At 71.4% G+C, this 13,807-nt stretch carries 13 protein-coding genes; 11 read left to right on the top strand and 2 right to left on the bottom strand.

Annotated elements, in window-relative coordinates; translation table 11 throughout:
• Positions 1-3 precede the first annotated feature (3 nt).
• From CLV67_RS31160 to CLV67_RS51265, 8 genes are all read left to right on the top strand, one after another.
• Positions 4-495, top strand: a complete 492-nt coding sequence (locus tag CLV67_RS31160) for a (2Fe-2S)-binding protein (RefSeq protein WP_106324792.1) — start codon at positions 4-6, stop codon at positions 493-495.
• A complete protein-coding gene (locus CLV67_RS31155) occupies positions 492-2,885 on the top strand; it encodes an aerobic carbon-monoxide dehydrogenase large subunit (protein WP_106324790.1) in 2,394 nt (797 codons plus the stop codon). Before CLV67_RS31160 ends, CLV67_RS31155 begins: the two co-directional genes overlap by 4 nt.
• Positions 2,886-2,945: 60 nt before the next feature.
• On the top strand, positions 2,946-3,944 hold the full coding sequence (locus tag CLV67_RS31150) for an XdhC family protein (RefSeq protein ID WP_106324788.1): 999 nt from the start codon (positions 2,946-2,948) through the stop codon (positions 3,942-3,944).
• 13 nt (positions 3,945-3,957) lie between these two features.
• Positions 3,958-4,530, top strand: a complete 573-nt coding sequence (locus CLV67_RS31145; protein ID WP_106324786.1) for a nucleotidyltransferase family protein — start codon at positions 3,958-3,960, stop codon at positions 4,528-4,530.
• On the top strand, positions 4,517-5,389 hold the full coding sequence (locus CLV67_RS31140; RefSeq protein WP_106324784.1) for an AAA family ATPase: 873 nt from the start codon (positions 4,517-4,519) through the stop codon (positions 5,387-5,389). Before CLV67_RS31145 ends, CLV67_RS31140 begins: the two co-directional genes overlap by 14 nt.
• Positions 5,386-6,540, top strand: coding sequence for an SRPBCC family protein (locus CLV67_RS54370; RefSeq protein ID WP_146169357.1), 1,155 nt, complete (start codon positions 5,386-5,388; stop codon positions 6,538-6,540). Before CLV67_RS31140 ends, CLV67_RS54370 begins: the two co-directional genes overlap by 4 nt.
• Positions 6,527-7,750: a vWA domain-containing protein gene (locus tag CLV67_RS31130; RefSeq protein WP_106324782.1), complete on the top strand. Its 1,224-nt coding sequence runs from the start codon at positions 6,527-6,529 to the stop codon at positions 7,748-7,750. Before CLV67_RS54370 ends, CLV67_RS31130 begins: the two co-directional genes overlap by 14 nt.
• 361 nt (positions 7,751-8,111) lie before the next feature.
• The gene (locus tag CLV67_RS51265) at positions 8,112-8,699 is read left to right on the top strand and encodes a hypothetical protein (RefSeq protein ID WP_146169356.1); all 588 of its coding nucleotides are present in this window, start codon (positions 8,112-8,114) and stop codon (positions 8,697-8,699) included.
• Positions 8,700-8,751: 52 nt separating this feature from the next.
• On the opposite strand, the gene CLV67_RS31120 is transcribed toward CLV67_RS51265, so the two are convergent.
• Positions 8,752-9,867, bottom strand: coding sequence for an epoxide hydrolase family protein (locus tag CLV67_RS31120; protein WP_106324778.1), 1,116 nt, complete (start codon positions 9,865-9,867; stop codon positions 8,752-8,754).
• A gap of 107 nt (positions 9,868-9,974) precedes the next feature.
• On the opposite strand from CLV67_RS31120, the gene CLV67_RS31115 reads away from it, so the two are divergent.
• On the top strand, positions 9,975-10,610 hold the full coding sequence (locus CLV67_RS31115) for a TetR/AcrR family transcriptional regulator (RefSeq protein WP_106324776.1): 636 nt from the start codon (positions 9,975-9,977) through the stop codon (positions 10,608-10,610).
• A gap of 87 nt (positions 10,611-10,697) precedes the next feature.
• Here the strand turns inward: CLV67_RS31115 and CLV67_RS31110 are convergent, their stop codons facing one another.
• Entirely contained in the window at positions 10,698-11,654 is a 957-nt protein-coding gene (locus tag CLV67_RS31110; protein ID WP_106324774.1) for a LysR family transcriptional regulator, read from the bottom strand.
• Positions 11,655-11,794: 140 nt separating this feature from the next.
• Here CLV67_RS31110 and CLV67_RS31105 point away from each other — a divergent pair, with 140 nt between their 5' ends.
• Positions 11,795-12,562 (top strand): alpha/beta fold hydrolase, encoded by a 768-nt coding sequence (locus CLV67_RS31105; protein WP_106324772.1) that lies wholly within the window; start codon positions 11,795-11,797, stop codon positions 12,560-12,562.
• Positions 12,563-12,610: 48 nt separating this feature from the next.
• Positions 12,611-13,333 carry a GntR family transcriptional regulator gene (locus tag CLV67_RS31100; protein ID WP_346265174.1) on the top strand — a complete coding sequence of 241 codons (723 nt, stop codon included), beginning with the start codon at positions 12,611-12,613 and terminating at the stop codon, positions 13,331-13,333.
• The last annotated feature ends 474 nt before the right edge of the window (positions 13,334-13,807 follow it).

The following is a 13,807-nucleotide window of genomic DNA, read 5'->3' as shown; positions in this document are numbered from 1 at the left end:
CTCATGCAGGTCACGATGACCGTCAACGGGACCGAGTACACCCGTGAGATCGAAGGCCGCATGCTGCTCGTGCACTTCCTGCGCGACGTGCTCGGCCTCACCGGCACCCACTGGGGCTGCGACACCAGCAACTGCGGCGTCTGCGTGGTGTGGCTGGACGGCGAGCCCGTCAAGTCGTGCACCGTGCTCGCCGCGATGGCCGGCGGCCACGAGGTCCGTACCGTCGAGGGCCTCGCCAACGGCGCCGAGCTGGACCCGATCCAGGAGGGCTTCCGGCAGTGCCACGGCCTGCAGTGCGGTTTCTGCACGCCGGGCATGCTGATGACCTGCCGGGCGCTGCTCGACAAGAACCCGGACCCGACCGAGGGCGAGATCCGCGAGGCCATCTCCGGCCAGATCTGCCGCTGCACCGGTTACTCCTCGATCATCCGCTCGGTCCGCTGGGCCGCGGTTCACGAGGCTTCTTCGGCCCAGGAGGAGGTGTCGGCCCAGTGACGACGACACAGGACGCGAAGCTCACCGAGTTCGAGGACAACGACCAGAAGCCGGTCGGTTTCGGCCGGATGCTGCGCAAGGAGGACGCGCGCCTGCTCCGCGGCCGCGGCCGGTTCGTCGACGACGTCCAGCTGCCGGGCATGCTGCACCTGGCGATCCTGCGGTCGCCGTTCGCACACGCCAACATCGTCAGCATCGACACCAGCGCGGCCGAGGCGTCGCCCGGTGTGAAGGCGGTCGTCACCGGCGAGACGCTCAAGGGCCTCGGCCTGGCGTGGATGCCGACCCTGTCGAACGACGTGCAGGCGGTGCTCGCCACCGACCGGGTGCGGTTCCAGGGCCAGGAGGTGGCGTTCGTCGTCGCCGAGGACCGGTACCAGGCCCGCGACGCGCTCGAACTGATCGACGTCGAGTACGAGGTGCTCGAGCCGGTCGTCGACGTGCGCAAGGCGCTGTCGCCGGACGCCCCGGTCATCCGTACCGACCTCGAGGGCAAGACCGACAACCACGTCTTCGACTGGGAGACCGGTGACGAGGAGGAGACGAACCGCGTCTTCGCCTCGGCGGACGTGATCGTCAAGGAGGACATCGTCTACCCGCGGGTCCACCCGGCCCCGATGGAGACGTGCGGCTCGGTCGCCGACTTCGACCCGGTCGAGGGCAAGCTGCGGCTCTGGTCGACCACCCAGGCCCCGCACGCGCACCGCACCCTCTACGCGATCGTGGCGGGCCTGCCCGAGCACAAGATCCAGGTCATCGCGCCGGACATCGGCGGCGGCTTCGGCAACAAGGTGCCGATCTACCCCGGTTACGTGCACTCCATCGTCGGCTCCATCGTCACCGGCAAGCCGGTGAAGTGGATGGAGGACCGCTCGGAGAACCTGATCAGCACCGGTTTCGCCCGCGACTACATCATGCGCGCCGAGATCGCGGCGACGCGTGAGGGCAAGATCCTCGCGATCCGTACGAACGTGCTCGCCGACCACGGCGCGTTCAACGGCACGGCCGCCCCGGTGAAGTACCCGGCCGGCTTCTTCGGCGTGTTCACCGGCAGTTACGACCTGCAGGCCGCGCACTGCAAGATGACGGCCGTCTACACCAACAAGGCGCCCGGCGGTGTCGCGTACGCCTGCTCGTTCCGCATCACCGAGGCCGTCTACCTCGTCGAGCGGATCGTCGACGCGCTCGCGTACGAGCTGCAGATCGACCCCGCCGAGCTGCGGCTGAAGAACTTCATCCAGCCCGAGCAGTTCCCCTACACGACCAAGACCGGCTGGGTGTACGACTCCGGCGACTACGAGCCCACGATGCGCCTGGCCATGGAGATGGCCGGCTACGACGAGCTCCGCAAGGAGCAGGCCGAGAAGCGGGCCCGTGGCGAGCTGATGGGCATCGGTATCGCGTTCTTCACCGAGGCGGTCGGCGCCGGCCCGCGCAAGAACATGGACATCCTCGGCCTCGGTATGGCCGACGGCTGCGAACTGCGGGTCCACCCGACCGGCAAGGCCGTGGTCCGCCTCTCGGTGAAGACCCAGGGACAGGGCCATGAGACCACGTTCGCGCAGATCATCGCCGAGGAGCTGGGCATTCCGCCGGCCGACATCGACGTGCTGCACGGCGACACCGACAACACCCCGTTCGGTCTGGGCACCTACGGAAGCCGCTCGACGCCGGTCTCCGGTGCGGCTGCCGCCCTGGTGGCCCGCAAGGTGCGGGACAAGGCGAAGCTGATCGCCTCGGGCATGCTCGAGGTGTCGGTCGCCGACCTGGACTGGGTCAAGGGCGCGTTCCAGGTCAAGGGCGACCCGGGCCGTTCGGTGACGATCCAGGAGATCGCGTTCCGGGCGCACGGCGCGGGCGACCTGCCGGACGGCGTCGAGGGTGGCCTCGAGGCGCAGATCTGCTACAACCCGTCGAACCTGACGTACCCGCACGGGGCGTACATCTGCGTCGTCGACATCGACCCGGGCACCGCCGAGGTCAAGGTCCGCCGGTTCATCGCGGTCGACGACTGCGGCACCCGGATCAACCCGATGATCATCGAGGGCCAGGTGCACGGCGGCCTCACCGACGGCGTCGGCATGGCTCTCATGGAGATGATCAGCTTCGACGAGGACGGCAACTGCCTCGGCGCCTCGCTGATGGACTACCTGATCCCGACCGCGCTCGAGGTGCCCGACTGGGAGACCGGCTACACGGTCACCCCGTCGCCGCACCACCCGATCGGCGCCAAGGGCATCGGCGAGTCCGCGACCGTCGGCTCCCCGCCGGCGATCGTCAACGCGGTCGTGGACGCGCTCAAGCCGTTCGGGATCCGGCACGCCGACATGCCGCTCACCCCCAGCCGGGTGTGGGACGCCATGCGGGGCCAGGCCACCCCGCCGATCTGATCCGCCGGCGTTCGGGGTCCGGGCCCGGACCCCGTACGCAGAACCCTTTGGGAGTACGTGATGACGACGAGCACCGCCGAGCGGGCGCGGGAGCTGACCGCGGCACGACGGCCGTTCGTGCACGCCACCGTGGTCCGGGCGCAGGAACCCACCTCCGCCCGGGCCGGCGACGACGCGGTGATCCTCGCCGACGGGTCCATCGAGGGCTTCGTCGGCGGGGTCTGCGCGGAGACGTCGGTGCGTGCCGCGGCCATGGACACGCTGCGCGACGGCAACTCCATGCTGCTGCGGGTGCTGCCCGAGGACTCGGCCGAGTTCCCTGAGACGCCCGGCGCGCTCGTCGTCGTCAATCCCTGCCACTCCGGCGGGGCGATCGAGATCTTCCTGCGACCGGTGCTGCCGAAGCCGCTGGTCGGGGTGGCCGGTGACAGCCCGATCAGCCGGGCGGTCACCGAGCTGGCCGGGTTCCTCGACTTCGAGGTGACCGGCGCCTACGACGGTGTCACGGCGGTCGTCGTGGCCGGGCTGGGCCGTGACGAGGAACGCGCCGTCCGGGCCGCGCTCGATGCCGGGGTCAGGCTGATCGCGCTGGTCGCCAGTCACACGCGGTCGGCCATCCTGCTCGATGCCATGGGCCTCACCGCTGACGAGCGCGCCCGGATCCGGCCCCACGCCGGAATCGACATCGGTGCCCGTACGCCCAAGGAAATCGCACTTTCGGTCTTGGCGGAGATCGTCCGTGAGATGCGCACGGGTGGCCTGTCCGCCCCGGCGGCCGTCAAGAAGGCCGCCGCCGCCTCGCACGCCGAGGCCGCCGCCTTCGCCAAGGCCGAGCCAGAGTTCGTGGCCGGCCCGGCCCTGCCCGTCGGGCCGGCCACGTTCACGCCTTCCCCGGTTCCCGATCTCTCTTCCGAGACGCCCGCCGCCACCGCGATCGACCCGATCTGCGGCATGACCGTCGTGATCGGACCGGACACCCACCACGCTGTGATCGACGGCGAGGACTTCTGGTTCTGCTGTCCCGGCTGCAAGAAGAAATACATCCGCGACCGGGCATGAGCGTCGACCGAGAATGACCGTCACGGGACTGGTCCTCGCCGCGGGTGGGTCCCGCCGCCTGGGGGAGGCGAAGCAGCTGCTGCCGTTCCGCGGCCGGACCCTGCTCGACGCCACCCTGGACATGGCCCGGTCCTGTCACCTCGACGATCTGGTGGTCACCCTGGGCGGATCGGCCGCGGAGATCAAGGACAAGGTCGACCTCTCCGGCGTACGGGTGATCGAGAACCCTTCGTTCGCGTCCGGCTGCGGTTCGTCGATCCGGTCGGCGATCCCGCACATCGAAACGGATCGCCTGGTGCTGCTGCTCGGTGACCAGCCGCTCGTCTCGCCGTTCGACGTGCGGCGGGTGGCGTTGATAGACGCACCGATCGGGGTATGTCGCTACGCCGACGGGCTGGGACATCCGTTCCAGTTCCGCCGGCCCGTGTTCGACGAGCTGGCGACCCTGCACGGCGACAAGGCGGTGTGGAAGCTGCTGCACTCCGGGCGGTACCCGGTGACCGAGATCGCCACCGCCGGTACCGTGCCGATCGACGTGGACACCGTGGAAGATTACGAGCGGCTCATTGCGAATGAACACTCCTGAACAGATCGTCCAGTCTCCTGAAGAGGTCGTTCAGCGACTGGACGCCGTCGACTACCTGGCCGACGACGGCCTGGCCATGGCCGTCTTCCTGGCCCTGCGCCTCGGCAAGCCGCTGCTGCTCGAGGGCGAGCCCGGCGTCGGCAAGACGGCCGCCGCGAAGGCGCTGGCCCAGGCGCTGGACACGCCGTTCATCCGGCTGCAGTGCTACGAGGGCCTGACCGCCGGCGAGGCCCTGTACGAGTGGAACTACCAGCGCCAGCTCCTGCACATCCGGCTCGGTCTGGCGTCGGACGACTCGTCGTTGTTCACCGACGACTTCCTGCTGGAACGGCCGATCCTGCGCGCCGTCCGATACGACGGGCCCACCCCGCCGGTGCTGTTGATCGACGAGATCGACCGGGCCGACGACGAGTTCGAGGCGCTGCTGTTCGAGTTCCTCGGCGAGGCCGCCGTCACCATCCCCGAGCTGGGCACCTTCGCCGCCACCCGGCCGCCGATCGTGGTGCTCACCTCCAACCGCAGCCGCGACCTGCACGACGCGCTGCGCCGCCGCTGCCTCTACCACTGGATCGAATTCCCGTCACCGGAGCAGGCGGCCGCGATCGTGCGGCGGTCCGTTCCCGGCGCCTCCGCGCCGCTGATCCGCGACGCCACCGAGTTCATCGGCCGGACCCGCAGGCTCGAGCTGGACAAGGCGCCCGGCCTGGCCGAGACCATCGACTGGGTCTCCGCGCTCGCCGCCCTCGGCGTCACCGAACTGGCCGCCGGCGACGTCCTGCGCACCATCGGCACCATCGCCAAGACCCCCGACGACCGGGTCACGGTCGCCGAGGCCGCCCGTTTGGAGAGCCCCCTGTGAAGATCACCAACGAATTCGTCGTGCAGATCCCGATCGACCGGGCCTGGCAGGTGCTGACCGACCTGGAGGGCATCGCGCCGTGCATGCCCGGCGCCCAGCTCACCGGAGTCGAGGGCGAGGTCTACAAGGGCAAGGTGAAGGTAAAGGTAGGCCCGGTGATCTCCGAGTTCTCCGGTACGGCCCAGTTCACCGAGAAGGACGACACCGCGTACCGCGCCGTCATCGACGCCAAGGGCCGCGACGCCCGCTCGGCCGGCAACGCGGCGGCCGTCGTGAGCGCCTCCCTGGCCGCCGAGGGCCCGTCCGCCACCAAGGTCTCCGTCGACACCGACCTGAAGATCAGCGGCAAGCTGGCCCAGTTCGGCAGCGGAATGATCAAGGAGGTGTCGTCGAAGCTGCTCGCCCAGTTCGTAGCCAACCTCGAGAAGAAGCTGGCCACTGAAGAGGCCGCTCCCGTTCCTGCTGCCGCGGCTCCGGCCGCCGCCGCCGCTCCGGCCGCCGATGTTCCGGCTCCGGCTGCTGCCTCCGGCTCCGGCGCGGCTTCCGCGGTCTCCGGCGCCGGCGCGGCTCCCGCGGCATCGGCCGCCGCGCCCTCGGCTGACGCCTCCGCCTCCGCCGCCGCGGTCGCCACCGCTCCGGCCACCGCGGCTGCGCTCGGCGCGGTGGCACCGTCCGCCGCCGCTGCCGCCGACGAGGCGGCGAGCACGGTGGTGGTGCCCGACCCCACCGCCGGTGAGGTCGAACCGGCCGCCGGGCGCATCGAGACCGCCGAGGGCACGCCCGAGCCGGTGGCCCCGCTGCGCGTCCCGGACGCCGACCTGACGGCCGCCACCGAAGCCGTCGCGGCTACCACAGCTGCTGCTTCCACCGCTGACCCCGCGCCTGTTGAAACTTCCTCCGCGCCCGCCGCTGACGCTGCCACCTCCGTGCCCGCGACTTCCGCGCCCACCGCAGGCAACGCGGCTTCCGGGACCGGCGTCGGTGCTTCCGCCGGTTCGGCGACCTCGCGGGTCATCGAGTCCGAGGAGCCGGAGGCGCTCGATCTGCTCGCGGTAGCGGGCGGTTCGATCTACAAGCGGGTGATCCCGGTCGCCGTCGGAGCAGTCGTGGTCGCCGCCGCCGTGATCGTCTGGTTCGTTGCCCGCGGCTGACGATGCCCCGGTGCTGCTGCGCGGCGCCGACCGGGCCGCGTTCGCGGTGGCGTTCGTGGACCGGCTGCGCCGCGCGGGGCTGCGGGCCGGCATCACCGAGACCGACGACCTGGTCCGGGCGTTGCGGGCCAGCCCGCCCACGTCGCGCGGCACGCTGTACTGGACCGCGCGCGTAACCCTGGTCCGCCGGCATGGTGACCTGGCCGTCTTCGACCGCGTGTTCGCGACCGTCTTCGACGACACGCCGCCGCTGCCGTTGAGCCGCTCCGCCATACCGCCGAAGCGCCGTGACGACGGCGTCCACGTCACGGTCCCCGGGACCGGCGGCGAGTCCGCGGACGGAGGCGAGGGCCTGCCCTGGGCCACCATGCCCGCGGCAGTCGCCGCCGAGGAGCCGTCCGACGACGGTCTGGGCCTGCCGGAACTGCGTCCCAGCGCGCTCGCCGCCCTCGCCGAGACGCCCTTCGAGGAGTTGGACCAGCGGCAGACCGAGGCATGGGGCGCCGCGCTGCGTGAGGCCCTGACCCGCTGGCCGCAGCGCCGCAGCCGCCGGCATCGGGCCGCCCCGAACGGCCGGCGGGTCGCGTTGCGGCCCACCATCGCCCGCGCCCGCCGCACCGGCTGGGAGGCGGTCACCGTGGTCCGGGAACGCCCGGTGCCGCGTCCCCGCCGCGTCGTGATGCTCTGCGACGTGAGCGAGTCGATGCGCGCGCAGGCGACCGCGTACCTGCAGATGATGAGGGCGTTCACGACGGCCGCCGACGCCGAGGTGTTCGCCTTCGCGACCCGGCTGACCCGGCTGACCGTCCCGCTGCGGCACACGTCCCCGCGCGAGGCTGTCGAGCAGGCCGGCGCCGCCGTCGACGACCGGTTCGGCGGCACCCGGATCGCCGCCAACATCAGCGCCCTGCTCGACTCGCATCACGGCAACACGGTCCGCGGCGGGATCGTCATCATCGCCTCGGACGGCTGGGACAGCGACCCGCCCGAGGCGATGACGGCCGCGATGGCGCGGTTGCGCCGCCGGGCGTACCAGATCATGTGGTTGAATCCCCGCGCCGGAACCGCCGGATGGGCCCCCGAGGTCGGCGGCATGGCCGCCGCCCTGCCGTTCTGCGACCAGCTGCTGCCCGCCGCCACGTTCGCCGACCTGACCGCCGCCGCCGAGCTCCTCCGGCAGGCGGCCACCATTCGCCGAGCCGGCACCTGAGGACTCCGCGCCGGCCCGTTCCGCGCCGGCCACGATCCTCTCCGATCCGCTCGCCTGCGCCGCACCCGGCGTTGTCACCGCGCAGTCGGAGGCCATGCCGGAGCCGCCCGGATTCGCCACCGCCGCCGTTCCCACCGTCCTGCCCGGGCCTGCGGCTCTGCCCGGGCCTGCGGCTCTGCCCGGGCCTGCGGCTCTGCCCGGGCCTGCGGCTCTGCCCGGGCCTGCGGCTCTGCCGTCCTGCCGTCCTGCAGGGCTCGCCGTCCTGCTGGCCCCTCGCGTGCCTGCCGGGCTGCCGCCTTCTTCGGGCTCGCCGGTTCTGCCGGGGTCGCCGGGGAGTCGCTTGCAGGGTGATACTGCGGACATGCCGAGCCTCGTCCGGGCAACCGTCGTCGTGTTGGTGCTCCTCGGCCTTGCCGCCTGCGACGGCGCACCCTCCGAGCCGCCCGCGCCCCTGCCCGCGTCTGTCTCGTCGTCCGCGACGGCCTTCACACCACCGCCCCTGCGGCTGCCCCAGATCGCACCCGGTGCCGCTTGCCCCGCTGCTGCCCCGCGGCCCTGGACCGGACCGGGGGAGGCGGGCCGGGTGTTCGGCGACGGGCCGTTGTATCCGATCGCCGACTACTTCCGGGACGGGATCGAGCTCGAGCTGCGGCCCGATGACCGGCAGCCGAACGGGACCTACGTGAAGAAGGTCCGCTGGATCGGTGCCGGGTACTCCGGCCCGGTGCTGGTGCGGGCGGGCCGGATCGACGCCCCCGGAGCGGCGAGCGCCAGCTTCTCCTACGTCGGCGAGGAGCGCGACGGCGGCCACTACGCCGAGCTGACCAGGGAGAACAACGACCTTCCCGCGACGACGACGGTCGCCGGGCCGGGCTGCTACGCATACCAGGTGGACGGTGCCACCTTCAGCATCACGATCGTTTTCCAGGCCGTCGGCTCCATCGGGTGACCGGCGGGCCGGGCGTCCCCGAAGGGAGCCCGGCCGTGTCGCGGCGGCGGAGTCAGAGGGCGTCGAAGAAGGTCTTCACGTCGTCGCTGAAGAGCTTGGGCTCCTCGGCGGAGAGGAAGTTGCCCCCGGCCGGCAGCTCCGTCCAATGGGTTACCGGCGCGTCCCGCTCGGCGTAGCGCTGGATCGTGATGTCGGTGACGCCGAGCGCGACGCCCAGCGGAACCGAGGACTTGGGCTTCGGCGCCCACGCGGACGGGTCGTGCGCCATCTCCCAGTAGAGGTTGGCCGAGGACCCCGCAGTGCCGGTGAACCAGTACAGGCTGACGTTGGTGAGCAACAGATCGCGGTCGACGGCGTCCTCGGGCAGGGTGGCGGCCGGGTCGGTCCACTCCTGGAACTTCTCGACGATCCAGGCGAGCTGGCCCGCGGGTGAGTCGTGCAGCCCGTGCGCGAGGGTCTGCGGCCGGGTCGACTGGATGGCGTTGAAGCCCATCTTGTCGTCACGGAACTCCTGCAGGCGGCCCAGCCGGGCCTGCTCGGCCTCGGTCAGTCCGGCGAAGTCGGCCGGGTCGTCGGAGGGGAAGGTGATGTGCCCGTTGACGTGCACGCCGATTACCTTGGAGGGCTCCTGCCGGCCCATCTCGACGGCGGTCGCGGCGCCGCCGCCGTTGCCCTGAACGCCATAACGCTCGTAACCCAGCCGGGCCATGACCTCGTGGAACGCCGCGGCGGTCCGCGCCGTCGTCCACCCCGGTGAGGTGAGCGGGCCGGAGTAGCCGACGCCGGGGTTGCTCATCAGGACGAGGTGGAACCTCTCGCGCAGCGCCTCCACGACGGGGAGGTAGATCGCGAACGAGGCGGGCCAGTCGTGGGTGATCAGCAGCGGGGTCGCCGCCGGGTCGGCCGAGCGGACGTGGGCGAAGTGCAGCGTCTGCCCGTCGACCTCGGTGAGGAACTGGGGGAGCTGGTTGAGCCGGGCCTCGGCCGCCCGCCAGTCGAACTCGCCCGCCCAGTAGGCGGCCAGGCCGCGCAGGTAGTCGACCGGAACTCCTCGTTGCCAGCCCTGGCCGGGGATCTCGGGCGTCCAGCGGGTGCGGGCCAGCCGGTCGCGCAGGTCCTGCAGGTCGGTGTCGGAGATGTCGATGCGGAAGGGGCGGATCGCGGTCATGCCGGTTCCTCTCTCGTCCGGTGGAACGGAATGCTTCGTTCCGCTATTAAGGTAGCATGGCTGGCGCGAGAACGGAACAGAGTATTCCGCTCCGCTATACTGGAGGCATGACGAACCCGGCGTCCGGCCGCAAGATCCAGGCGGCACGCAACGACGTGACGATCCTGGCGGCGGCGAAAGAGGTCTTCCTGGCCGACAAGCGTGCCCCCGTCTCGGCGGTCGCCGAGCGCGCCGGCGTCGGCATCAGCGCGCTCTACCGGCGTTACCCCGGCAAGGAGGACCTGCTCCGCAAACTCTGCCACGACGGGTTGCGCACCTTCATCGGTGAGGCCGAGCGCGCCACCGCCGAGCCCGACGACTGGGCCGCCTTCGAGACGTTCCTGCACGGCGTCGTCGAGGCCGACGTGCATTCGCTCACGGTGCATCTGGCCGGCACCTTCACACCGACCGACGAGATGACCGCCGACGCCGTCCTGGCCGGTGAGCTGGCGAGCGCCCTCTTCGAGCGGGCCCGACCACGGATGCGCGCCGAGGCCGTCCCCGCCGATCTGACGATGCTGCTGGAGATGTGCGCCGCGGTGCGCGTGCCCGATCCGGGACGGACCACGTCCCTGCGTCGCCGCTACCTGGCGATGCTGCTGGACGGCCTGCGTGCCGGCCCCGCCCTGCCAGGTCCCGCGCCCACCAGGATCGAGGTCGACTGGCGCTGGCTCAGAACACCCGGCAGCAGCTCCAGCGAGTGACGCCGGGCCTCATCCCCGCCGGGCGACTCCGGACGTCAGCGCCAGCGAGTGACGCCGGGCCTCGTTCCCACCAGGCGGCGCCGGACGTCAGCTCCAGAGAGTGACGTGGATGGACGGCTTGAAGCGGGCCACGTTCACCCCACTGCCGCGCATCATCGCCTGGATGGCCCGCGGCGTGGAGGCGAATCGTCCCAGCTCAGCGGCCGCCGACGGTTTCCCGGACTCGGTCAGCGTCAGCGCGTGCCAGACGTCCTCGAGACACGCGTGCGGCCCGCAGAACTGGACGAGGTGCCCTTTGCGCACCTCCGGCGCGACCGTGAACGACAGCGCCGCCGCCACCCCGCGGCCCCGCTTCGCCTCCTCGATGGCGGCCGCGTGGCTCTGGAAGATCTGCTGCCGGTCGTCCGGCACCCCGAGCCGGCGCAGCAGCGTCGGGATCGCACCCCGGTCGGCCGCCGCCGACGGGCCGAGCAGCCACGTCTGGTCGCGCAGCTGGCGCGGTGACGGCTGCGTCCCGGCCAGCGCATGATCCGGCCCGGCCACGGTGACGACCTTGTAATACATGACCGGCCGGCACAGCAGCGCCGCATGCGGCACTGCCGGCGGCGGCCCGATCGCGATGTCGACGCTCCGCTCGATCAGCGCCTCGACGAACGATCCCGGATTGCGCACGCTCAGCTCGACGTCCAGGTCGGCGGCCCGGCTCGCGAACAGCTCGATCAGGCCCGGCGCCGCGTGCTCGGCGAACAGCGACGACGCGCCGACCCGCAGCAGCCGACGCCCCTGACCGGCCGCGCTCACCTCCAGCACGGTGATGTCCTGCAGCCCCAGCAGCTCGGTGGCCCGGCTCGCCAGGCGCAGGCCGCCCGGAGTGAAGGTCAGCCCGTTCGCCGTACGCGAGAAGAGCTGATCGCCGAGTTCCTTGCGGAGCTGTCCGATGTGCAGCGACACCGCGGACTCGGACACCTCGAGCTGCGCCGCTGCCTGTTTCACCGAGCCGCACCGGACGACGGCGGAATAGGCGCGCAACTGTGTGGGGGTCACAGCCCGCAATGTATCGCGATCAACATCGTCACCGCCTCCCGCGTCGCACATGGTGACCACACCGGCGATCTCACCGATACCGCGGGTCCGCTGCGCGCATACGCTGTCGTGCGCCGAGCGAACTGGAGAGGAATCCGCCGATGCCGACCTTCGAGGCCACCGACGGTGTGGAGATCTACTGGGAACAATGGGACGGGGACTCCGACCTGCCACCGGTGCTCCTGCACCACGGATTCATCGCCAACGGCCTCACCAACTGGGTGCTGCCGGGCATCGTCGGCGCCCTCACCGCGACCGGCCGCCGTGTCATCGCCGTCGACGCGCGCGGCCACGGCCGGTCCGGCAAACCGCACGACCCGTCGTTCTACGGCGAGACGCGCATGGCCAAGGACGTGGCGACGCTCCTCGACCGGCTCGGGATCGAACGGGTCGACGTGGCCGGCTACTCGATGGGCGCGATCGTCTCCCTCGTCCTGGCCACCAGCGACCCCCGCCTGCGCCGCCTGGTCATCGGCGGTGTCGGCTCGGCGGTCGTCGAGCTCGGCGGCGTCGACACCCGGATCATCCCCGCCGAGGCGTTCCGCGAGGCGTTTCACACCGACGACCCGTCCACGATCACCCACCCGGCCGCCGCCGGTTTCCGGGCCTTCGTGGACGCGGTCGGCGGCGACCGGGCCGCCCTGGCCGCTCAGGCCGCCGCGATCCATGCCACGCCGCTCCCGCTCGACACCATCGCGGTTCCCACCCTGCTGATCACCGGTCGCGACGACGTCCTGGCCACCCGCCCCGAGCTGCTCGCCAAGGCCCTCCCCAACGCCCGCCTCGCGGTGATCGACGGTGATCACCTGGGCGCGGTCCGCGAGCCGGCCTTCACCGAGGAGCTGGTCACCTTCCTCAACGCCCGCTGAGGCAGCGGTACGGCACAGCCGGAAGGTCGGTCACGACGGCCGCAGGACATCGCGGGGGTATCGTTTCCGCAGCGAAAAGACGGGATCACATGTCTGCGGAGAAGAACCTCACCGGCGTGCGCCGGTCACGGCCACGCGACACCGGGGAGGCCAAGGGCAAGGACGCGGCGCGCGACGAGCTGCGTACGGCCCGGCGAACGTCTGGTCGAGGCCCAGCTCATCGAGCGGTTCGGGGTGAGCCGGTTCAACATCCGGCTGGCGCTGCAGGATCTGTCCGGCGAGGGCCTGGTCGAGATCCATCGCAACCGCGGCGCCCAGGTACGCAAGATCTCGCTCGCCGAGACCATCGAGATCACCCAGGTCCGCATGGTGCTGGAGGGACTGGTGGCGGCGCAGGCCGCCGAGCGGGTCACCGACGCCGAGGCCAGTGAGCTCGACGAGATCGGCCTGCTGATGCGGCGGGCCGTGGAGTCCGGCGAGCATCGCCGTTACAGCGATCTCAACCATCGCCTGCACGGCCTGGTCCGGGCGATCGCCGGCCACGCCACCGCGGACCGGCTGATCGGCACGCTGCGCGCGCAGCTGGCCCGGCACCAGTTCATGCTGTCGCTGCTGCCGGGCCGTCCGCAGCAGTCGCTGCCGCAGCACGAGCGGATCATCACGGCTATCCGCGAGCGTGACCCGGCCGGCGCCGAGGCGGCGATGCGGGAACACATCGCCAGCGTCATCGAGGTGCTCCGGTCACTCGAGGAGAACGGCGAGCGGCTCTAGAGAGCTTTCGCCGTCGAGGTCCAGCCCGCCGGCCCGATCTCAGTCCTCGAATCCAGCTGCTATGACGTGGCTCGGCTACGGCTGGGGCACACACCCAGGCTTCGCGTGTGCTCCTGACGTCGTCGGCAACAACGGTGAGGTCCCACGTCTCGGGTCCGTGGAGGCCTGCCGTCGCCATCGCGGCGGCAGGGTCGCGCGCAACGGCTGCGTGTGATCCCACCGCCGCACCACCGGCCCTGCACGGCGGCGCTCTCCGGAGCGCCGATCAGGCCGCGCTCTTCAAGCCGGTCAAGGGATCCCGCTGCCCTCCGTTGCCGGCCGGCTTCCACGGCTGAGCTAGGGCTGGCGGGCCGCACCCTGACCGCGAAGGCTCTCTAGATGTACTGGCCACGGACGTTGGTAACGCTGCGGAAGTCCTGAAATAGGCGAGGACCTCCGGGTGAGGTGGAGCTGTCTAAGGTTCCGTTTCACCCG

The organism is Actinoplanes italicus (genome assembly GCF_003001815.1).
GTDB classification, from domain to species: domain Bacteria; phylum Actinomycetota; class Actinomycetes; order Mycobacteriales; family Micromonosporaceae; genus Actinoplanes; species Actinoplanes italicus.
The sequence above is the reverse complement of the archived record's forward strand: the minus strand, read 5'-3'. Positions and strand labels throughout refer to the sequence as shown.

Excerpts from the sequence above, each read along its gene's own strand:
- CLV67_RS31120 (WP_106324778.1), bottom strand. The coding sequence starts at position 9,867 with ATGACCGCGATCCGCCCCTTCCGCATCGACATCTCCGACACCGACCTG.
- CLV67_RS31140 (WP_106324784.1), top strand. The coding sequence starts at position 4,517 with ATGAACACTCCTGAACAGATCGTCCAGTCTCCTGAAGAGGTCGTTCAG.
- CLV67_RS31150 (WP_106324788.1), top strand. The coding sequence starts at position 2,946 with ATGACGACGAGCACCGCCGAGCGGGCGCGGGAGCTGACCGCGGCACGA.
- CLV67_RS31115 (WP_106324776.1), top strand. The coding sequence starts at position 9,975 with ATGACGAACCCGGCGTCCGGCCGCAAGATCCAGGCGGCACGCAACGAC.
- CLV67_RS51265 (WP_146169356.1), top strand. The coding sequence starts at position 8,112 with ATGCCGAGCCTCGTCCGGGCAACCGTCGTCGTGTTGGTGCTCCTCGGC.
- CLV67_RS31145 (WP_106324786.1), top strand. The coding sequence starts at position 3,958 with ATGACCGTCACGGGACTGGTCCTCGCCGCGGGTGGGTCCCGCCGCCTG.
- CLV67_RS31105 (WP_106324772.1), top strand. The coding sequence starts at position 11,795 with ATGCCGACCTTCGAGGCCACCGACGGTGTGGAGATCTACTGGGAACAA.
- CLV67_RS31160 (WP_106324792.1), top strand. The coding sequence starts at position 4 with ATGCAGGTCACGATGACCGTCAACGGGACCGAGTACACCCGTGAGATC.